At 73.0% G+C, this 20090-nt stretch carries 17 protein-coding genes and 1 pseudogene; 9 read left to right on the forward strand and 9 right to left on the reverse strand.

The genetic code is table 11. The features are described from left to right. Positions 1-3 precede the first annotated feature (3 nt). Positions 4-945 carry a deoxyribose-phosphate aldolase gene (gene deoC / locus CK485_RS17245; RefSeq protein ID WP_109453150.1) on the reverse strand — a complete coding sequence of 314 codons (942 nt, stop codon included), beginning with the start codon at positions 943-945 and terminating at the stop codon, positions 4-6. A gap of 1455 nt (positions 946-2400) precedes the next feature. Here deoC and CK485_RS17250 point away from each other — a divergent pair. Both CK485_RS17250 and CK485_RS17255 read left to right on the forward strand, forming a co-directional pair. Next, a complete protein-coding gene (locus tag CK485_RS17250) occupies positions 2401-3078 on the forward strand; it encodes a PH domain-containing protein (protein WP_109451572.1) in 678 nt (225 codons plus the stop codon). 37 nt (positions 3079-3115) lie between these two features. Further along, positions 3116-3952, forward strand: coding sequence for a pentapeptide repeat-containing protein (locus tag CK485_RS17255; RefSeq protein ID WP_109451574.1), 837 nt, complete (start codon positions 3116-3118; stop codon positions 3950-3952). Positions 3953-3974: 22 nt separating this feature from the next. On the opposite strand, the gene CK485_RS17260 is transcribed toward CK485_RS17255, so the two are convergent. From CK485_RS17260 to CK485_RS17270, 3 genes are all read right to left on the reverse strand, one after another. Beyond that, on the reverse strand, positions 3975-5645 hold the full coding sequence (locus CK485_RS17260; RefSeq protein ID WP_109451576.1) for a phospho-sugar mutase: 1671 nt from the start codon (positions 5643-5645) through the stop codon (positions 3975-3977). 32 nt (positions 5646-5677) lie between these two features. Continuing rightward, positions 5678-6499, reverse strand: coding sequence for a purine-nucleoside phosphorylase (locus CK485_RS17265; protein WP_109453152.1), 822 nt, complete (start codon positions 6497-6499; stop codon positions 5678-5680). 366 nt (positions 6500-6865) lie between these two features. Further along, complete coding sequence (locus tag CK485_RS17270) at positions 6866-7303, reverse strand: gamma-glutamylcyclotransferase (protein WP_109451578.1); 438 nt, start codon at positions 7301-7303, stop codon at positions 6866-6868. A gap of 244 nt (positions 7304-7547) precedes the next feature. On the opposite strand from CK485_RS17270, the pseudogene CK485_RS17275 reads away from it, so the two are divergent. Both CK485_RS17275 and CK485_RS17280 read left to right on the forward strand, forming a co-directional pair. Beyond that, positions 7548-8996, forward strand: a pseudogene (locus CK485_RS17275) (NAD(P)H-quinone dehydrogenase); the annotation flags it as partial. Between the two features lie 154 nt (positions 8997-9150). Further along, positions 9151-10113 (forward strand): DeoR/GlpR family DNA-binding transcription regulator, encoded by a 963-nt coding sequence (locus tag CK485_RS17280; protein WP_109451581.1) that lies wholly within the window; start codon positions 9151-9153, stop codon positions 10111-10113. Between the two features lie 89 nt (positions 10114-10202). On the opposite strand, the gene CK485_RS17285 is transcribed toward CK485_RS17280, so the two are convergent. Then, positions 10203-11978 (reverse strand): biotin carboxylase N-terminal domain-containing protein, encoded by a 1776-nt coding sequence (locus CK485_RS17285; RefSeq protein ID WP_109451583.1) that lies wholly within the window; start codon positions 11976-11978, stop codon positions 10203-10205. A gap of 384 nt (positions 11979-12362) precedes the next feature. Between CK485_RS17285 and CK485_RS17290 the strand changes: the two genes are divergently transcribed. Continuing rightward, the gene (locus CK485_RS17290) at positions 12363-12806 is read left to right on the forward strand and encodes a hypothetical protein (RefSeq protein WP_109451585.1); all 444 of its coding nucleotides are present in this window, start codon (positions 12363-12365) and stop codon (positions 12804-12806) included. Between the two features lie 7 nt (positions 12807-12813). Here the strand turns inward: CK485_RS17290 and CK485_RS17295 are convergent, their stop codons facing one another. The 4 genes from CK485_RS17295 to CK485_RS17305 form a co-directional block, all read right to left on the reverse strand. After that, positions 12814-13413 (reverse strand): nucleoside triphosphate pyrophosphatase, encoded by a 600-nt coding sequence (locus tag CK485_RS17295; RefSeq protein WP_109451587.1) that lies wholly within the window; start codon positions 13411-13413, stop codon positions 12814-12816. A 36-nt stretch (positions 13414-13449) separates the two neighbouring features. Continuing rightward, the gene (locus tag CK485_RS29085) at positions 13450-13593 is read right to left on the reverse strand and encodes a hypothetical protein (protein WP_199239374.1); all 144 of its coding nucleotides are present in this window, start codon (positions 13591-13593) and stop codon (positions 13450-13452) included. Between the two features lie 91 nt (positions 13594-13684). Then, positions 13685-13894 carry an acyl-CoA carboxylase epsilon subunit gene (locus CK485_RS17300; RefSeq protein WP_109451589.1) on the reverse strand — a complete coding sequence of 70 codons (210 nt, stop codon included), beginning with the start codon at positions 13892-13894 and terminating at the stop codon, positions 13685-13687. Between the two features lie 9 nt (positions 13895-13903). Then, a complete protein-coding gene (locus CK485_RS17305; RefSeq protein WP_109451590.1) occupies positions 13904-15484 on the reverse strand; it encodes an acyl-CoA carboxylase subunit beta in 1581 nt (526 codons plus the stop codon). A 151-nt stretch (positions 15485-15635) separates the two neighbouring features. Between CK485_RS17305 and CK485_RS17310 the strand changes: the two genes are divergently transcribed. The 4 genes from CK485_RS17310 (at position 15636) to CK485_RS17325 (ending at position 20079) form a co-directional block, all read left to right on the forward strand. After that, positions 15636-16514, forward strand: a complete 879-nt coding sequence (locus CK485_RS17310) for a biotin--[acetyl-CoA-carboxylase] ligase (RefSeq protein WP_109451592.1) — start codon at positions 15636-15638, stop codon at positions 16512-16514. 114 nt (positions 16515-16628) lie between these two features. Beyond that, the gene (locus tag CK485_RS17315) at positions 16629-17705 is read left to right on the forward strand and encodes an adenylate/guanylate cyclase domain-containing protein (protein ID WP_241968380.1); all 1077 of its coding nucleotides are present in this window, start codon (positions 16629-16631) and stop codon (positions 17703-17705) included. 19 nt (positions 17706-17724) lie between these two features. Next, the gene (locus CK485_RS17320) at positions 17725-18540 is read left to right on the forward strand and encodes an enoyl-CoA hydratase-related protein (RefSeq protein WP_109451594.1); all 816 of its coding nucleotides are present in this window, start codon (positions 17725-17727) and stop codon (positions 18538-18540) included. A gap of 390 nt (positions 18541-18930) precedes the next feature. After that, positions 18931-20079 carry a diguanylate cyclase gene (locus tag CK485_RS17325; RefSeq protein WP_109453154.1) on the forward strand — a complete coding sequence of 383 codons (1149 nt, stop codon included), beginning with the start codon at positions 18931-18933 and terminating at the stop codon, positions 20077-20079. The last annotated feature ends 11 nt before the right edge of the window (positions 20080-20090 follow it).

Below are 20090 nucleotides of genomic sequence, written 5' to 3' on the forward strand. Positions count from 1 at the left end.
TGATCAGTCCACCGTCACGTAGTCGGGACCGGAGTACCGGCCGGTGCTCAGCTTCTGACGCTGCATCAGCAGGTCGTTCAGCAGGCTGGAGGCGCCGAAGCGGAACCACTCCGGGGTCAGCCACTCCTCGCCGAGCGTCTCGTTCACCATCACCAGGTACTTGATCGCGTCCTTGGAGGTGCGGATGCCGCCGGCGGGCTTGACGCCCACCTGCACGCCGGTCGCGGCGCGGAAGTCGCGGACCGCCTCCAGCATCAGCAGGGTGCCCGGCGGGGTCGCGTTGACGGCGACCTTGCCGGTCGAGGTCTTGATGAAGTCGGCGCCCGCGAGCATCGCGAGCCAGGAGGCGCGGCGGATGTTGTCGTACGTGGACAACTCGCCGTTCTCGAAGATCACCTTGAGGTGGGCGGCGGTGCCCTCGGGACGGGCGCAGGCCTGCTTGACCGCCTTGATCTCCTCGAAGACGGCCATGTAACGGCCGGCCAGGAAGGCGCCGCGGTCGATGACCATGTCGATCTCGTCCGCGCCCGCGGCGACCGCGTCCGCGGTGTCGGCCAGCTTGACGGGCAGCGCGGCCCGGCCGGCCGGGAAGGCGGTGGCGACCGAGGCGACGTGGACGCCGGAACCGGCGAGCGAGGCCTTGGCGGTCTCCACCATGTCGGGGTAGACGCAGATCGCGGCGACCCTCGGGGTCGTGCGGTCGGTCGGGTCGGGGTTGACGCCCTTGGCGCACAACGCCCGGACCTTGCCGGGGGTGTCGGCGCCTTCCAGGGTCGTCAGGTCGATCATCGAGATCGCCAGATCGATGGCGTAGGCCTTGGCCGTCGTCTTGATGGAACGCGTACCGAGCATCGCGGCCCGGCCTTCGAGGCCGACCGCGTCGACACCGGGAAGCCCGTGCAGGAACCGGCGCAGCGCGGCATCGGAGGCGGTCACGTCCGCCATGGACGCCAGCCGCGCGGCGGCGTCGGGGCCGTGAGCGGGGACCGTCTGGGGGATGGACTGGGGCATGGTCACCACCCGAGCATATCTACGCGCGTAGCGGATGTCACCCCCCGGGGTTCCGGGCGGCTCCGGGCGGCCCTGCTCGGGCCGCCCGGAGCGGACGGGATCGGGCCGCGCGGCCGGAGGCGGGCATGTACCGGCCGTCGGCCGTGGGGGCCCGCCTACGGCGGCTAGACCGACGGCCTGCGGCCGACGGGTCGCTTTCGGTAGTGGTCCGGCGCGGGTGCGTTGTGGCTGGTCGCGCAGTTCCTTGCGCCCCTGTGGGGCCTGCGGCCCCCTCTGGGTTGCGGCGGACTAGGGCGTCGGCGTGCGGTCGAGGGGTCGTTCTGGGTGTGGTCCGGCGCGGGTGCGTTGTGGCTGGTCGCGCAGTTCCCCGCGCCCCTATGGGGCTGCGGCCGCCCTCTGGGCTGCGGTCTGCGGTCGAGGGGTCGTTCTGGGTAGTGGTCGGGCGGGGGTGCGTTGTGGCTGGTCGCGCCGTTCCCCGCGCCCCTGTGGGGCGTCGGCCCTCGTGGGCGTTGGCGAACGGGGTGAGGGAGAGGCGTGCGCTCAGCTGATTATCGGGCTGCCACTGAAGAGGCCACTGGCCTGCGGTCGGTGACACCGCCTGCGGCTTCATTGGCCTCTGCCCTCGCGCAGTCCCCGGGGCACTGTGGGGCGACGGTCTCGGGGTGTGGGTCAGCGGAGTCGGGGGGGGGTGTGGAGGGTCGTCGCGGCTCGTTCGTCGTTGGTGCCCACGCCAGCGTCGGCGCCCGGATCTCGCGGAGCGCCTCGACCGGTGTCGCGCGATCGAGTCCAGACTGCGGCCCCAGCGCGACCGGGTCCACATCGGCCGCTCGGAGCCACTGTTCCGTGCGCGCCTCCGCCGAGTCCGGTGCGAAGCTCCCCCCATCCGTCGCGACCGCGAGTCTGCCCCTTCCGCCGCGCCGCGTTCGAGCATCCGCTCCGCGATCCGCCCGTCGTGCGAATAGCGCTCCAGGAGCGCTGGGCCGTCGTAGGTCAGGACCGCAGCGGGGTGGTGCGGCTTGGCGCTGCGGGTGTGGGCCAGCCACAGGCTGGCGTCGTCGGCCACCCTGTGCGGCAGGACCAGCGCGGCCTGTCATCGCCCACCTCCGGGTAGGCGAGCCGCGCGCCGTCACCGCTGGCACCGGTTTCGGCGTGTTGGCCGGGCGGCGACCAAGGTCCGCGGATTACTTGTCGCCCCGTTGTCTCCAGCAAGGAAATCGTCAACCTCGCTCCCCTCGCCCTCTACGAAAACCCTTGCCGGAGACAACGACCAGACAAGTAATCTCGCGACCCCCACCCCCACCCCGCCGGATCCACCTGCCCGCCATCGATGCCATACCGCAACCCGAGCCGCTCGCGGTTCACCCCGGCGTCTCGTGCAGAATCGATCGCATGACCAGCCAGTACCCGTCCCCCTCGCCGAACCGGCGCGCCGGCGCCGACGGCTCCCCGTACGCGGACCGCGCCTTCCGCTCGCCCATGGGCGTCGTCGGGGGCGTGCTGCTGCTCGCGCTGGGGCTGTGGCTGGTGATCGACGCCATGCTGCACGGGACCGGACGCACGCCCTGGCTGGCGCTGGCCGTCCTGGTGCTGGGCGCGCCGCTGGTCTACGCCTTCACGCTGCGTCCGGTGGTCTACGCGGGCGAGGCCCGGATGCTGGTGCGCAACCCGTTCAGGACCATCACGATCCCGTGGGCCGCCGTCGAGGCCGTGCGGTCCGGCTACACCAGTGAGGTGCTGGCCGGGGGCAGGACGTTCCAGCTGTGGTCGGTGCCGGTCTCGATGCGGGCCCGCAAGCGCGCCAGCCGGCAGGCCATGCGGGCGGCGGCGGGCGGCGACACCGCAGCCGCCCCCTCCCGCGGCCCGGTGTTCGGCCGCGGCGGCACCGCGGCCGCGGACGGCCCGCCCCGCGCGCAGTCCGACCAGGTCGTCGACCAGCTCAACGAACTCGCCGAGCGCAACGCGCCCAAGGAGGGCGCCAAGGGCGAGGTGGCGGTGCGCTGGGCCTACGAGGTCATCGCACCCGCCGTCGTCGGCGCGATCGCGACCGTCGTCCTGGCCGCGAGCTGACCCCGGCCCGCCCCCGCCTCCCTCGAAGGACCCCCGCGTGCTCCCTGGCGACCCGGCAGCGAACCCGTCCCCGTCCGAGCTTCCCGAGCTGAGGGCCGACTGCGCCCGCTGCTTCGGGCTGTGCTGCGTCGCGCTGCCGTTCTCGCGGTCGGCGGACTTCGCGCTCGACAAGCCCGCGGGAACGCCGTGCCCCAACCTGGCGGACGACTTCCGGTGCCGAACGCACGACACCCTGCGGCGCGACGGCTTCACCGGGTGCACCGTCTTCGACTGCTTCGGGGCCGGGCAGAAGGTCTCGCAGGTGACGTTCGAGGGGCGCGACTGGCGTGGGGACGCCGGGCGGGTCCGGCGGATGTCCGAGGTCTTCCCGGTGATGCGGCACCTGCACGAACTGCTGCGGTACCTGGCCGAAGCGCTGGCCCTGCCCGCCGCCGCGCCCGTCCACGGGGAACTGGCGCAAGCCCGCGAGCGCGTCGAGGCGCTGACCCGGGGCACCCCGGAAGAACTCGTCGCGCTGGACGTGGCCGCGTTGCGCGCCGAGGTCAACGCCTCCTTGCTGCGCGCGAGCGACCTGGCCCGCGCGGGCGTCCCGGGGCGGAAGAAGGACAGGAGGGGCGCCGACCTGTTCGCGGCCCGCCTGAAGGGCGCGTCGCTGCGCGGAGCGAGCCTGCGCGGCGCCTGTCTCGTCGCGGCCGACCTGCGCGGAGCGGACCTGCGCGAAGCCGACCTCACCGGCGCCGACCTGCGCGACGCGCGCCTGCACGGCGCCGACCTCACCGGCGCCCTGTTCCTCACCCAGCCCCAACTGGCCGCCGCCCAGGGCGACATGACGACGAGGCTGCCGGAAACGGTGAGCAGGCCCACCCACTGGTGAGCCTGCCCGTACCGCTGTCCGATCAGATCCCGGCCGCCGCCGCGAAGTCCTTCTTCAGGGCCTGAAGCGTCTCCCGGGCCGTGGCCCGCGCCGCGTCCAGCCGCTCCGCCCCGGCCACCGGGACGACGGTCTCCAGGTAGCACTTGAGCTTGGGCTCGGTGCCGCTGGGCCGGACGATGACCCGGGCCGAGGCCACCTCGCCGTCGCCGGAGAGGTGGTAGCGCAGACCGTCCGTCGGCGGCAGCCGGTCCGTGCCCTGAGCGAGGTCCTCCGCCGAGGCGACGTCGAGACCCGCCAGCCGGGACGGCGGCCGCTCACGCAGCCGCGCCATCGCGCCCGCGATCAGGCCGAGGTCGGCGACCCGCACGGACAGCTGGTCGGTGGCGTGCAGCCCGTGCTCCAGCGCGATCTCGTCCAGCAGGCAGGAGAGCGTGCGGCCCTCCGCCCTCAGGCCCGCCGCGAGTTCGGCCACGGCCAGCGCCGCCGTCACGCCGTCCTTGTCCCGTACGCCCTCGGGGTCGACGCAGTAGCCCAGCGCCTCCTCGTAGCCGTAGCGCAGCCCCGGCACCCGGGCGATCCACTTGAAACCGGTCAGCGTGTCCTCGTACGGCAGTCCGGCCGCCGCGGCGATCCGCGACAGCAGGGAGGACGAGACGATGGAGGCCGCAAGCGTGCCCTTCGCGCCGGAACGCACCAGGTGCGTCGCGAGCAGCGCGCCGACCTCGTCGCCGCGCAGCATCCGCCAGCCGCCCTCCGCCGAGGCGTCGGGCACGGCCACGGCGCAGCGGTCGGCGTCCGGGTCGTTGGCGATCACGATGTCCGGTGAGACGCGGCGGGCGTGCGCGAACGCGAGGTCCATCGCGCCCGGCTCCTCCGGGTTGGGGAACGCCACCGTCGGGAAGTCCGGGTCGGGATCGGCCTGCTCGGGCACGACCGAAGGGGTGCCGAAGCCCGCGCGTTCGAACGCGGCGACCAGCACGTCACGGCCGACCCCGTGCATCGGCGTGTAGACCACCGACACCTCGCGCGGTCCGTCCTCCGTCACCACGGACCCGGTACGCGCCAGGTAGGCGTCGGTGATCTCCTCGCCCAGCACCTGCCAGCCGCCGTCCGCCAGGGGCACGTCCGCGAGCGCCTCGACGGCGGCGATCTCGGCGGCGATCTGCCCGTCGGCGGGCGGCACGATCTGCGAGCCGTCACCCAGGTAGACCTTGTAGCCGTTGTCGCGCGGCGGGTTGTGGCTGGCGGTCACCATGACGCCCGCGACCGCTCCCAGGTGGCGGATGGCGAAGGCCAGCACCGGCGTGGGCAGCGGCGACGGCAGGACCGCGGCGCGCAGGTCCGCCCCTGTCATCACGGCCGCGGTGTCTCGGGCGAAGTCGTACGACTTGTGGCGCGCGTCGTAGCCGACGACGACCAGCCCGTCGCCCTGCCCGCGGCCCCTGAGGTACGCGGCGAGACCGGCCGCCGCGCGGATGACGACGGCGCGGTTCATCCGCATCGGGCCCGCGCCCAGCTCTCCGCGCAGACCGGCGGTGCCGAACTGCAGCGTCCCGGCGAAGCGGTCGGCCAGCTCGTCCGCGGCCGCCTCGGTGCCCGCCTCCAGCAGTTCGGCCAGCTCGGCCCGGGTCTGGGGGTCGGGGTCCTCGGCCAGCCAGGCGCGTGCCTGCGACAACGTGTCGTCGTTGACCATCTACGGCTCCTAGTCGCGTCGGTGCGAGTGCGTCACATACGGCCGAGGACCTGGGCCAGCAGGCTGCCCATCCGGGTCGCCGACTCGCGTCCGGCCTCCAGGACCTCTTCGTGGTTGAGCGGCTCGCCCGTCATGCCGGCGGCGAGGTTGGTCACCAGGGAGATACCCAGCACCTCGGCGCCCGCCTCACGCGCGGCGATCGCCTCCAGCGTGGTGGACATGCCGACCAGGTCACCGCCGATCGCGCGGACCATGCCGATCTCGGCCGGGGTCTCGTAGTGCGGGCCGGGCAGCTGGACGTAGACGCCCTCGGTCAGCGTCGGGTCGACCTCCTGGCACAGCGCGCGCAGCCGCGGCGAGTACAGGTCGGTCAGGTCGACGAAGTTGGCGCCCTGGATCGGCGAGGTCGCCGTCATGTTGATGTGGTCGCTGATCAGGACCGCCTCGCCGGGACGGAAGGTGGGACGCAGCCCGCCGCACCCGTTGGTCAGCACGATGGTCTTGCATCCGGCGGCGACGGCGGTACGGACACCGTGCACCACGGTGGCGACGCCCTTGCCCTCGTACAGGTGGTTGCGGCCCAGGAAGACCAGGGCGCGCTTCTCGCCGATCCGCACGGAGCGGATCTTGCCCGCGTGCCCCTCGACGGCGGGCGGCGGGAAGCCGGGCAGCTCGGTGACGGCGATCTCGTGCTCGGGCTCACCCAGCGCGTCGGCGGCCGGGACCCAGCCCGACCCCATGACCAGCGCGACGTCGTGGCTCTCCGCACCGGTCAGCTCGCGCAGGCGTGCGGCGGCGGTCTCGGCGGCGGCGTAGGGGCTCTCGGATGCGGATGCGGTTGCGTTCACGCGGATGAGGGTAACCGAGGTTTGCCTACGCGCGTAGACGTCTCCTGGACAGGAGCGCGAGAATTGTCCGATCGAACAGTTGACAGCGATCGTTATGCGCGGATCACACAGATTTGTGCCCACGTGCGTCGTCGGTCAGGAACAGTCGGCCGGTTTCCGGCGGAGTCCAAGGACGACCGGGATGGTGGAGGACGGCGTGAGGGGGCGGGGTGGGGCAGTTCCTCCGTGGACGCTGCCGCATATTCGTGAGTCCTCTGACGTCCCCGTGAAGCAGCGCCGTACGTCCAGGGCGGGGGCTCGTGAGCATGCGGTCCACGGAGGGACTGCCCCACCCCGCCCCCGACCCCCGCGCCACCCGCGGAGGAACGACGATCAGCAGGGCCGCTTCCGCAGCTCCATCACGTAGTCGTGCGGCGCCCCCGCCGACTCCGCCGCGTCCGCGATCTCCCCGAGATACCGCGCCGAAGGCAACCCGCCCTCGTAGTCGTTGAGCACGTAGACCCACGCCGTCAGATCCCCGTCCAGCGTGTGCACCCGCACCGTCGTGCGCCGGTAGATCCCCAGCGGCACGCCCTCCCACCGGTCCATCGACTCCTCGTCCACCGGCGCGATGTCGTACAGCCCCACGAACACCTGGTGCAGGGGATCCTCGACGAGCGTGGCGATCGCCCCCTCCCACCCCATCTGCTCGCCGCCGAACGTCAGCCGCCACCCGTTCAGCCAGCCCGTCCCGCGCAGCGGGGAGTGCGGTGCGCGGCGGGTCATCAGCCTGGCGTCGAGGTTGCCGGCGTAAGCGGCGTAGAGCGACATGAGCGACAGCGTACGGGAGCGGCCTGAACGCGGGCCGGGCCCGACGGAGTGGGCAGGGCGGGCCCCGCTGACCGAACGGCGCGGGCCGGCAGCACGGGGCGGCACCGGCGGCGCGGACCGAACGGCATGGGGCGGCATCGGCGGCGCGGACCGGACGGCACGGGCCGGCAGGCGGCGGCACGGGCTCGCGCCGGCGTAGCCGCCCCCACCGAGCCCCCGGTTAGACGCTCTCGTCGCGTGCGGGACAATGGAGGACGTGACTCGGATCGTGATCATCGGTGGCGGACCCGGCGGATACGAGGCGGCGCTGGTCGCCGCCCAGCTCGGCGCGGAGGTGACCGTCGTCGACTGCGACGGGCTCGGCGGCGCGTCGGTGCTGACCGACTGCGTGCCGTCGAAGACCCTGATCGCGACGGCCGAGGTCATGACGACCTTCGACTCCTCGTACGAGGAGCTCGGCATCGTCGTCGCCGACGACACCCCGCCCCGCGCGCAGTCCGCCCGGGTGCACGGCGTGGACCTGGGCAAGGTCAACCGCCGCGTCAAGCGCCTCGCGCTGGCCCAGTCGCACGACATCACCGCCTCCGTCACCCGCGCCGGCGGCCGGGTGATGCGCGGCCGGGGCCGCCTGGAGCCGACGCAGGAGCTGGACGGCACCCGCACCGTCACGGTGACCGCCGCGGACGGCACGGCCGAGACGCTCAGCGCCGACGCGGTCCTGATCGCCACCGGCGCCCACCCCCGGGAGATCCCGGACGCGCAGCCGGACGGCGAGCGCATTCTGAACTGGACGCAGGTCTACGACCTGGAGGAGCTGCCGGAAGAGCTGATCGTGGTCGGCTCCGGTGTGACCGGTGCCGAGTTCGCGGGCGCCTACCAGGCGCTGGGCAGCCGGGTCACCCTGGTCTCCTCCCGCGACCGGGTGCTGCCGGGCGAGGACCCGGACGCGGCCGCCGTGCTGGAGGACGTCTTCCGCCGCCGCGGCATGAACGTGATGGCCCGCTCCCGCGCGGCAGCCGCCAAGCGCGTGGGGGACCGGGTCGAGGTGACGCTCGCCGACGGCCGCGTGATCTCCGGGACGCACTGCCTGATGGCGGTCGGCTCGATCCCCAACACCGCCGGGATCGGCCTGGAGGAGGCGGGGGTGCGGCTGAAGGAGTCCGGTCACGTGTGGACCGACAAGGTCTCGCGCACGACCGCCCCCGGCGTCTACGCGGCGGGCGACTGCACCGGCGTGCTCGCGCTCGCGTCGGTGGCCGCGATGCAGGGCCGGATCGCGATGTACCACTTCCTGGGCGAGACGGTCGCGCCGCTGAACCTCAAGACGGTCTCCGCGAACGTCTTCACCGACCCGGAGATCGCCACCGTCGGCTACAGCCAGGCCGACGTGGACAACGGCGTGATCGACGCCCGGGTGATCAAGCTGCCGCTGCTGCGCAACCCGCGCGCCAAGATGCAGGGCATCAGGGACGGCTTCGTGAAGCTGATCTGCCGTCCCGGCACCGGGATCATCGTCGGTGGCGTGGTGGTCTCGCCGCGCGCCAGCGAACTGATCCACCCGATCTCGATCGCCGTCGACAACAACCTGACCGTCGAGCAGATCGCGAACACCTTCACCGTCTACCCGTCGCTTTCTGGTTCGGTCGCCGAGGTGGCGCGGCAGTTGCACAGCCGCAGGACCGCGCAGAACTGACGCCCCGCCACGGGGGCGCCGCCATGGGGGAACCGGCCGGAACGGCTGGTTCCCCACGCGCCTTATAGCACCGGCGCGGCCCGCGCGTGAACAACTTCTGTTAATTGGTGCAAACTACTGAAAGCAGACGCTCGTTGGCGTTACCGTCTGTTTTGTGTTCGCAGCAGAACGTCGTCAGTTGATCCTCGAAATGGTGCGGGCGAACGGAGCGGTGTCGCTCCGGGAGCTCGCCCGCGTCGTCCAGACCTCCGAAGTGACCGTACGGCGTGATGTGCGGGCTCTGGAGGCCGAAGGACTGCTCGACCGCCGGCACGGTGGCGCGGTGCTGCCGGGTGGTCTCACCCGGGAGTCCGGCTTCCCCCAGAAGTCCCACCTGGCCACCGCGGAGAAGACCGCGATCGCCGACCTCGCGGCCGGACTGGTCGAGGAGGGCGAGGCGATCGTGGTGGGCGCCGGGACCACCACCCAGGAACTGGCCCGCAGGCTCGCCCGCGTCCCCGGCCTGACCGTCGTCACCAACTCGCTGCTGGTCGCCCAGGCGCTCGCGCACGCCAACCGGGTCGAGGTGGTGATGACCGGCGGCACCCTGCGCGGCTCCAACTACGCGCTGGTCGGCAGCGGCGCCGAGCAGTCGTTGCAGGGGCTGCGGGTGTCGCGGGCGTTCCTGTCGGGCAGCGGGCTGACCGCCGAGCGGGGCCTGTCCACCTCCAACATGCTCTCCGCCAGCGTCGACCGCGCCCTGGTGCAGGCCGCGGCGGAGGTCGTGGTCCTCGCCGACCACGGGAAGCTGGGCACCGACACGATGTTCCAGACCGTGCCGTCCGACGTGATCACGCACCTGGTCACCGACGAGCCGCCCCCCGGCGAGGACCGGGCGGCGACGGAGATGCAGGCGCTCGCCGACTGCGGGGTGCGGATCACCGTCGCGCAGGTGTCGCCCTCGGACGGGGGCGAGAGCGCGTCAGGCGGCCGGCAGCCGCGCAGAGACGTTCCGGTACCGGGCCCGCGCCGCCACGCCCGCCCCGGCGGCGCGGCACCGTCCGGCGGCGGCCCGCTGCGCACGACCCCGTTGCCGCAGGACGGCCGAGTCGCCGACCTGGCCCCGCGCAGGCGTTAGCCGTACGGGCCACGTGCCGCGCACGCGAAGGGCCCCGGCCGCCTCACAGGCAGGCGGCCGGGGCCCTTCGCGTCACGTGCCGGACCAGGTCAGTCCTTGATCTCGCAGATCGCTGCGCCCGAGGAGACCGAGGAGCCGACCTCGGCCGCCAGGCCCTTGACGGTGCCCGCGCGGTGGGCGTTGATGGGCTGCTCCATCTTCATGGCCTCCAGGACCACGATGAGGTCGCCCTCGGCGACTTCCTGGCCCTCCTCGACCGCGACCTTGACGATCGTGCCCTGCATCGGGGAGGCGAGGGTGTCACCGGAGGCCGCGGCGCCCGTCTTCTTGGCGGTCTTGCGGCGGGTGGCCTTCTTCGCCCCGGCCGCCGGGGCCACCGCGAGGCCGCCGCCGAAGGACGCGGGCAGGGTGACCTCCAGGCGCTTGCCGCCCACCTCGACCACGACGGTCTCGCGGGCGCCCTCGCCCTCCTCGTCGTCCACCGCGCCACCGGCGAACGGCGGGATGGTGTTGTCGAACTCGGTCTCGATCCACCGGGTGTGGACGGTGAACGGCGCGTCGGAGCCGGTCAGTTCGGGGCCGAACGCCGGGTCGGTGACGACCGCGCGGTGGAACGGGATGGCGGTCGCCATGCCCTCCACCTGGAACTCGGCCAGCGCCCGGCTCGCCCGCTCCAGCGCCTGCTTGCGGGTGGCGCCGGTGACGATCAGCTTGGCCAGCAGCGAGTCCCACGCCGGGCCGATCACGGAACCGGCCTCCACGCCCGCGTCCAGCCGCACGCCGGGGCCGGAGGGCGCGTCGAAACGGGTCACGGTGCCGGGGGCGGGCAGGAAGCCCCGGCCCGGGTCCTCGCCGTTGATGCGGAACTCGAAGGAGTGGCCGCGCAACTTCGGGTCGTCGTAGCCGAGTTCCTCGCCGTCGGCGATGCGGAACATCTCGCGCACCAGGTCGATGCCGGCGACCTCCTCGGTCACCGGGTGCTCCACCTGGAGGCGGGTGTTGACCTCGAGGAAGGAGATCGTGCCGTCCTGGCCGACCAGGAACTCGCAGGTGCCGGCGCCCTCGTAGCCGGCCTCCTTCAGGATGGCCTTGGACGCGCGGTACAGCTCGGCGACCTGAGCCTCGGACAGGAACGGCGCCGGGGCCTCCTCGACCAGCTTCTGGTGGCGGCGTTGGAGCGAGCAGTCACGGGTGGAGACGACGACCACGTTGCCGTGCTTGTCGGCCAGGCACTGGGTCTCCACGTGCCGGGGGCGATCGAGGTAGCGCTCGACGAAGCACTCGCCGCGGCCGAAGGCGGCGACCGCCTCGCGTACCGCGGAGTCGTACAGCTCCGGGACCTCTTCGAGGGTGCGGGCGACCTTCAGGCCGCGGCCGCCGCCGCCGAACGCCGCCTTGATGGCGATGGGCAGGCCGTGCTCGCGGGCGAACTCCACGACCTCGTCGGCACCGGAGACCGGGTCCGGGGTGCCGGCGACCAGCGGTGCGCCCGCGCGCTGCGCGATGTGGCGGGCGGCCACCTTGTCGCCCAGGTCGCGGATGGCGTGCGGCGGCGGGCCGATCCAGACCAGCCCCGCGTCCAGCACCGCCTGCGCGAACTCGGCGTTCTCCGACAGGAAGCCGTAACCGGGGTGGATCGCGTCCGCCCCCGAATCCGCCGCCGCCTTCAGAACCTTGGCGATGTCCAGGTAGCTGGTGGCCGGGGTGTCGCCGCCCAGCGCGAACGCCTCGTCGGCCGCGCGGACGTGCAGAGCGTCCCGATCCGGATCGGCGTAGACGGCTACGCTGGCGATCCCGGCGTCCTGGCAAGCACGGGCGACGCGGACGGCGATTTCGCCGCGGTTGGCGATGAGCACCTTGCGCACGATGGCTCCCTCCTTGAAACAAGCCGAGTTTAGGGACTGCCGACACGTCATGCCGAGTCACCCCTATGGGTGAGCTTGCCCACACGCAGGGTGGTACCGATCTCTCGCGCGACGCTGGAGGCCTTGTCGGTCCACGGTACGCCGGGCGATCGCGTCGTCCTGCCCGATCTTGCCAGGGGCGCGCGGGTGGGGACGGTCGGCGGCGATTCTTTGTGGGGTTCCCACGAGTGAAGGCCGGAAAGTCTGACGTGTGCCGGTTGACGCACGGCGGATACCCGACAGATGCACGACGGAGACGCGACAGAGATCGTCCGGCGTCTTGTGGCGCGCATTACCCGTTAGTAGCGTCAATCCCGTCGGTACCGCCGGTAACGAGGGGGGCCCATGCGCAGACCGATAGCCGCCGTCACGGCGGTCGCACTGGTGGTGGACGCGTGCGCCGTGGCCTTCGTCAACGTGGTGCTGGGGCTCGCCGTCAAGCGGCAGAACATGTCGCTGGCCGGGCTGAAGCCGAAGGCCATGTCGTCCGGGGCGTTCGGGGCCGCGGTGCTCTTCGGGCTCTTCCTGCTGGTGTGCGCGGCCTTCGCGGCCCGCGCCGCGATCACCGACCGGGGCCCCGGCCGGGTGGGGCGGATCGTGCTCATCGTCTGCGCGGTGGTGCACGGGGTGCTCGGCGCGTTCCTGGTCGGGATGATGGGGTGGCTCGCGTTCGCGGCGATGATGGTGGTGCTGGCCCTCCTGGTGGCCACGCTGATGTCCTACGCGCCGCCGCGCCCGGTGCCGGCCGACGAGCCGCCGCCCAGCTCGCCCAGTCCCACCACCGGGTGAGACCCTGCTAGGCCCACAAGTCCGTGATGCGCACGCCGAGTTCGGCCAGCAGGCGGCGCAGCAGCGGCAGCGACAGGCCGATCACGTTGCCCGGGTCGCCGTCCACGCCCTCGATGAACGGCGCCGACCGGCCGTCGAGGGTGAACGCGCCCGCCACGTGCAGCGGTTCGCCACTGGCCACGTACGCCTCGATCTCCGCGTCGTCCGGCGTGCCGAACCGCACCGTGGTCGACGCCGTCTCGCCGACCCGCTTGCCGGTGGCCGTGTCGATCACGCAGTGCCCGGTGCGCAGCACGCCGGTGCGCCCGCGCATCGCCCGCCAGCGCTCGACGGCGTCGGCGGCGTCCTTCGGCTTGCCCAGCGCCCGCCCGTCCAGGTCCAGCACCGAGTCGCAGCCGACGACCAGCGCGTGATCCCCCGACCCGGCCGCCACCGCGGTCGCCTTGGCCTCGGCCAGCACCCGGGCCAGCTCGGCCGGGGTGGGCGCGCTGATCGCCTCCTCGTCCACCCCGCTGACCACCACCCGCGGATCGAGTCCCGCCTGCCGCAGCAGTCCGAGCCGGGCGGGGGAGGCGGAGGCGAGCACCAGGGTGCGGTCAGCGGTCATGCGGATCAGGGTAACGAGCGCGTGCGGCGGCCCGCCTCAGGGCCGCCAGGCGGCCAGCACCATCAGCGCCGGCAGCAGCACCGCCATCAGCAGCCCGGCCCGCCGCATCCTCGCCAGCGCCCGCCGCAACTGCGCGTCGGGTTCGTCGGGTTCGCCGGATCGGCGGTCGGACCACAGCATCCCCCGATCCTGCGCCGGGCCGGTGGACCTGCGCCTGAGTAGGAGTACTCAGAACGCGCAGGACGACCGGCCCCTCGTGCGAAGCCCTGGGTCAGCCCGGCCAGAACGCCGTGCGCCACACACCCGCGCCGGGCCTCGGCAGCGGGCGCAGCGCCGCCGAGCGCGCCGGGTCCGCCCACGCCCGCAGCGGCGCGCCGCCGGCTGCCGTGCCCTCGCCGGACGCCGTGCCGCGGGCCTGGACGACCGCCAGCGCGGCGGCCAGTTCCTCAGGGGTCGGGTTGCCCCGTACGACCTTGATCATCGCGGCCTCCTACAGCGGGATGTTGCCGTGCTTCTTCGGCGGCAGGCTCTCGCGCTTGTTGCGCAGCGTCCGCAGCGCCTTGACGATGTGCGAGCGCGTCAGCGACGGCTCGATCACCGCGTCGACGTAGCCGCGTTCGGCCGCGACGTACGGGTTGAGCAGGGTGTCCTCGTACTCCGTCATCAGCCGCGCCCGCAGCGCCTCGGGGTCCTCGGCCTCGGCGAGGGTGCGGCGGTGCAGGATGTTGACCGCGCCCTGCGCGCCCATCACCGCGATCTGCGCGGTCGGCCAGGCCAGGTTGAGGTCGGCGCCCAGGTGCTTGGAGCCCATGACGTCGTACGCGCCGCCGAACGCCTTGCGGGTGATGACGGTGATCAGCGGGACGGTGGCCTCGGCGTAGGCGTAGATCAGCTTGGCGCCGCGGCGGATGATGCCGTTCCACTCCTGGTCGGTGCCGGGCAGGAAGCCGGGCACGTCGACGAAGGTCAGCACGGGGATGTTGAAGCTGTCGCAGGTGCGCACGAAACGCGCCGCCTTCTCGGAGGCGTCGATGTCCAGGCACCCCGCGAACTGCATCGGCTGGTTGCCGACCACGCCCACCGGGCGGCCCTCGACACGGCCGAAGCCGGTGAGGATGTTCGGCGCGAACAGGCTCTGCGTCTCCAGGAACTCGCCGTCGTCCAGGACGTGTTCGAAGACGGTGTGCATGTCGTAGGGCTGGTTGGCGGAGTCCGGCACCAGGGTGTCCAGCTCCAGGTCCTCGGCGCTGACCGCGGTGTCCGCCTCCTCGGCGTACGCGGGCGGCTCGGAGAGGTTGTTGCTCGGCAGGTACGACAGCAGCGCCTTGACGTACTCGATGGCGTCCTTCTCGTCGCCCGCCATGTGGTGCGCGTTGCCGGACTTCGTGGAGTGGCTGCGGGCGCCGCCGAGTTCCTCGAAGCCGACGTCCTCGCCGGTGACCGTCTTGATGACGTCCGGACCGGTGATGAACATGTGCGAGGTCTGGTCGACCATCACCACGAAGTCGGTGATCGCGGGGGAGTAGACCGCGCCGCCCGCGCAGGGGCCGACGATCAGCGAGATCTGCGGGATCACCCCGGAGGCGTGGGTGTTGCGGCGGAAGATCTCGCCGTACATCCCGAGGCTGGTGACGCCCTCCTGGATGCGCGCGCCGCCGGAGTCGTTGATGCCGATGACCGGGCAGCCGTTCTTGAGCGCGAAGTCCATCACCTTGACGATCTTCTCGCCGAAGACCTCGCCGAGCGCGCCGCCGAAGACCGTGAAGTCCTGCGAGAACACCGCGACCGGCCGGCCGTCCACGGTGCCGTAGCCGGTGACCACGCCGTCGCCGTACGGGCGGTTGTTCTCCAGGCCGAAGTTGGTGGAGCGGTGCCGGGCGAACTCGTCCAGCTCGACGAAGGACCCCTCGTCCATCAGCAGCTCGACGCGCTCACGGGCGGTCAGCTTGCCCTTGGCGTGCTGCTTCTCCACGGCCCTTGCGGACCCGGCGTGGGTGGCCTCCTCGATACGGCGGCGCAGGTCCGCGAGCTTGCCCGCGGTGGTGTGGATGTCGTACTCCGGCTCGGCCATATCCGGCGGCTCTCCTGCTCGTCTGGTCGGACATACGGGGTGCGCGACGTGACTAACGAGTAACGCTGTTTCCTCAGCGTAGTGTCGAGGTGGCGCTGTGAGCACTGCGGCGTTGGCCACACTGCGCCGTGCGGGCTCATAGGGTGCCGTCATGACCTCAAACCGCTGGGCCGACCTCGACCGCCCGCCGCTGAACGAGACCGCGCTGCGCCGCGCGCTGCTGACCGACGACAGTCTGTGGACCTCGCTGGACGTGGTCGCGAACACCGGGTCCACCAACAGCGATCTGGTGGCCCGGGCGCGCGAGGGCGCCGCCGAGGGCGCGGTGCTGGTAGCCGAGGAGCAGTCGGCGGCGCGCGGCCGGCTGGACCGCCGCTGGTCGGCGCCCGCCCGCTCCGGGCTGTTCCTCTCCGTACTGCTGCGGCCGGCCGAGGTGCCGGTGGAGCGCTGGGGCTGGCTGCCGCTGCTCGCCGGGGTCGCCACCGCCGCCGCGGTCTCCCGCACCGCGGGCGTCGACACGGGCCTGAAGTGGCCCAACGACCTGCTGGTCACCGTCCCCGAGGACTCCGACAAGCTCCGTCCGGGGGAGACCCCACCCGGCTCCGAGCGCAAGGCGGCTGGCATCCTCGCGGAGCGCGCCGGGGAGGACGGCATCGTCCTGGGCATCGGCCTGAACGTCACGCTGACCGAGCAGGAGCTTCCGGTGCCCACCGCAGCGTCGCTCGCGCTCGCCGGGGCGAAGGTGACCGACCGCGATCCGCTGCTGCGCGCCGTGCTGCGCTCGCTCGGCGAGTGGTACGGCGCCTGGCGGGCCGCGGAGGGCGACGCGCACGTGTGCCGCCTCCAGGAGACCTACGCGGCCGGCTGCGCGACGCTGGGCCGCACGGTCCGCGTCGAGCTGCCCGGCGGTCAGGCCCTGGTCGGCGAGGCGGCCGCGATCGACGGCGACGGACGGCTGGTGGTCGACACCGGGGAACGGCGTGAAACCGTCGCCGCGGGTGACGTGGTGCACGTACGAGCGACGTTGTGAGCGTGAGCTACGGCACACTGCCGTATCGTTGACCCGACGTTCTCCTGGGGCATCCCAGGTGACCCCCAGTGTGATCGGAAGGGCAGTGGTCAAGAGCCGGGCAGGGGGCGGGCGGTGACCGCGGACGACGAGCCGCGCACCGGCGGCGCCAGCACTCCCGAGGAACGCAGCGAGGCGGTCGGCGCGAACCCGCTCGCGCTCCGCCTCGAACAGCTGATCCTCGGCGCCGACCGCCGGTACACGCCGTTCCAGGCGGCCCGCAGCGCCGGGGTGTCGATGGAACTGGCCTCCCGCTTCTGGCGGGCCATGGGCTTCGCCGACATCGGGCAGGCCAAGGCGCTCACCGAGGCGGACGTGCTGGCGCTGCGGCGGCTGTCGGGTCTGGTGGAGGCCGGGCTGCTGAGCGAGTCGATGGCGGTGCAGGTCGCCCGTTCCACCGGACAGACCACCGCCCGCCTGGCCGACTGGCAGACCGACTCCTTCCTGGAGGGCCTCACCGAGCCGCCGGAGCCCGGGATGACCCGCGCGGAGGTGGCGTACCCGCTGGTCGAGCTGCTGCTGCCGGAGCTGGAGGAGTTCCTGGTCTACGTCTGGCGGCGGCAGCTGGCGGCGGCCACCAGCCGGGTCGCGCAGGCCGACGACGAGGAAGCGGTCGACCGCAGGCTCGCGGTGGGCTTCGCCGACCTGGTCGGCTTCACCCGGCTGACCCGCAGGCTGGAGGAGGAGGAACTCGGCGAACTGGTCGAGGCCTTCGAGACCACCTCCGCCGACCTGGTCGCCGCCCACGGCGGCCGCCTGATCAAGACCCTCGGCGACGAGGTGCTCTTCGTCGCCGACGACCCCGGGGTCGCGGCGGAGATCGGGCTGCGCATGATCGAGACGCTGACCGGCGACGAGACGATGCCGGCGCTGCGGGTCGGGATGTCCTTCGGCACGGTGACCACCCGGATGGGCGACGTCTTCGGCACCACCGTCAACCTGGCGAGCCGCCTGACCTCGATAGCGCCCCGGGACGCGGTCCTGGTCGACGGCTCGCTGGCGCAGGCGCTGGGCGAGTCGGGCGACGCGCCGGTCTCCGAGGCGGAGGTCGACGAGGACGACAAGTACCGCTTCGCCCTTCAGCCGATGTGGCGGCGCCCGGTGCGCGGTCTGGGAGTCGTCGAGCCCTGGCTGCTGACGCGGCGCGGCTGAGCTGCCATGATCGGCGCTCATGACGGAGCAACAGCAGACACAGCGGTACGGGGAGTGGGTCGCCGTACGGCGACACGGTGACCGCGGGTTCGTGGCCGAACTGGTCCTGGACCGGGTCAAGGCGATGAACGCGATCTCCACGCGGATGGCCGGAGACGTCGGCGCGGCCTGCGCGGATCTCGCGGCCGACGCCGGGGTGCGGGTCGTCGTGCTGACCTCCACCCACGAGCGGGCCTTCTGCGTGGGGGCGGACCTCAAGGAGCGCAACGGCTTCAGCGACGCCGACCTGATGCGGCAGCGCCCGGTGACCAGGGCCGCGTACACCGGCGTCCTGGAGCTGCCGATGCCCACGATCGCGGCGGTGCACGGCTTCGCGCTGGGCGGCGGCTTCGAGCTCGCGCTGTCGTGCGACGTGATCGTGGCCGACGGCACGGCGGTCGTGGGCCTGCCCGAGGTCTCGGTCGGCGTCATCCCCGGAGGCGGCGGCACCCAGCTGCTGCCGCGCAGGGTCGGCGCGGCGCGGGCGGCGGAGCTGGTGTTCACCGCCCGCCGCGTGGAGGCCGCCGAGGCCCGCGAGCTGGGCCTGGTCGACGTCCTGGTGGACGACGGACGCGACCGCGAGGAGGCGCTGGCCATGGCGGAGCGCATCGCCGCCAACTCGCCCATCGGCCTGCGCAGCGCCAAGCGCGCACTGCGGCTGGGCCAGGGGCTGGGCCTGCGGGAGGGCCTGGAGGTCGAGGACGCGGCCTGGCGGGCGACGGCGTTCTCGGCGGACCGGGCGGAGGGCGTCGCCGCCTTCAACGAGAAGCGCAGGCCGGACTGGCCGGGGGTGTAGGGCCGTCAGGCCTGTAGGGAGACCTGGTTCCGCAATCGCTTGCTTCACCGTTGTCTCCGGCAAGGAATCTTGAGGCGGAATTCCTTGCCGGAGACAACGACGTGACAAGTGATCCGCGAAGGGACGTCCCCGGGGCGCCGCCTCCCGTGCGCGCGGCGCGCGGCATCAGCTCGGTGCGCAGCATCTGAGCCCCTCGCCTCCGCCCCTCCCTCAAGCCGCGCAGCGGCGCAGAAGCAGCACTCCGTCACCACGGCCCGACCGCCGCCACCGCTGCTCTGTTCAGCCCTAACGCACTGTCACGCGAGTCAAAACGTCCCGGATGTCCTTAGCCTTGGGAGACCGACGACGAACGGGCGCGACGGAGGGCGGTGAGCGGTGAGCGCGGAGACGGTGGGAGACGGGCGGATGATGGCCGTCGTGGGGCTCGCCCAGGCCGTGGCGACGGCGCAGACGCCGCTGGACGCGGCCTGCGCGGCCGTCGGGCGCGCGCGCACCGCCCTGCGCGGCACGTTCGCCGCCGTCTCGGTGTGGGAGCGGGAGTCCGGGCGGCTGCGGGTGCTGGTCAACGACGGCGACCTCGCTCCGGGGGAGGAGCCGCTGCCCGCCGACGAGACCTATCCGGTCAACGACTTCCCCGAGGTCGTGGAGTACCTGCACGACGAGTGGGCCGGCGGCGGCGAGCCGCACGCGTGGGTGGAGACCGTGGACGGCGCGGGCGCCGGCCCGTACCCGCACCAGCGGGTCGCCGCCCTGCGCCGCCGGGGCCGGGGCTGCTGCGTGGTCGCCCCGATCGTGCTGCACGGGCGGGCCTGGGGCGAGCTGTACGTCGCGCGGGAGCCGGGCGCCCGGATCTTCGACCGGGCGGACGCCGAGTTCGCCACCGTGCTGGCCGCCGTGATCGCGGCCGGGATCGCGCAGACCGAGCGGCTGGAGGAGGTGCGCAGGCTCGCGTTCACCGACCCGCTCACCGGGCTCGCCAACCGCCGGGCCGTCGACGCCCGGCTGGACCAGGCGCTGGAGCGCCACCGGCAGCAGGGCACCCCGGTGAGCCTGGTGGTCTGCGACCTCAACGGGCTCAAGCGGGTCAACGACACCCTCGGCCACGAGGTCGGCGACAAGCTGCTGGTCGGCTTCGGGTCGGTGCTGTCGCTGTGCGGCGCGATGCTGCCCGGCAGCCTCGCGGCCCGGCTCGGCGGCGACGAGTTCTGCCTGCTGGCGGAGGGGTGCGAGGCGGCCGAGGTGGAGAAGGCCGCGGTCGAGCTGTGCTCCCGGGCGCGCTGGCTGGGCCTGGGGGACGGGGTGGCGGTGGGCGTGGCGTCCACCGACTCGCCCGCCGGGCCGGTGCGCTCGGCGCGGCGGCTGTTCCGGCTGGCGGACGCGGCGCAGTACCGCGCCAAGGCGGAACGATCCGCCAGGCCGGTGATCGCCGGTCGCGCGGTGGCCGAGCTGGCGGACTCCACGCCGTCCCGCCCGGACGAGCGGCGCAGCTTCCGGGGGCGTCGGCCGCGTAACGGTTCCCGGCCGGGTCGTGACAGCTAACGATTCACTGT

The organism is Streptomyces sp. ICBB 8177, from assembly GCF_003144095.1.
In the GTDB taxonomy this organism is placed as follows: Bacteria; Actinomycetota; Actinomycetes; order Streptomycetales; family Streptomycetaceae; genus Streptantibioticus_D.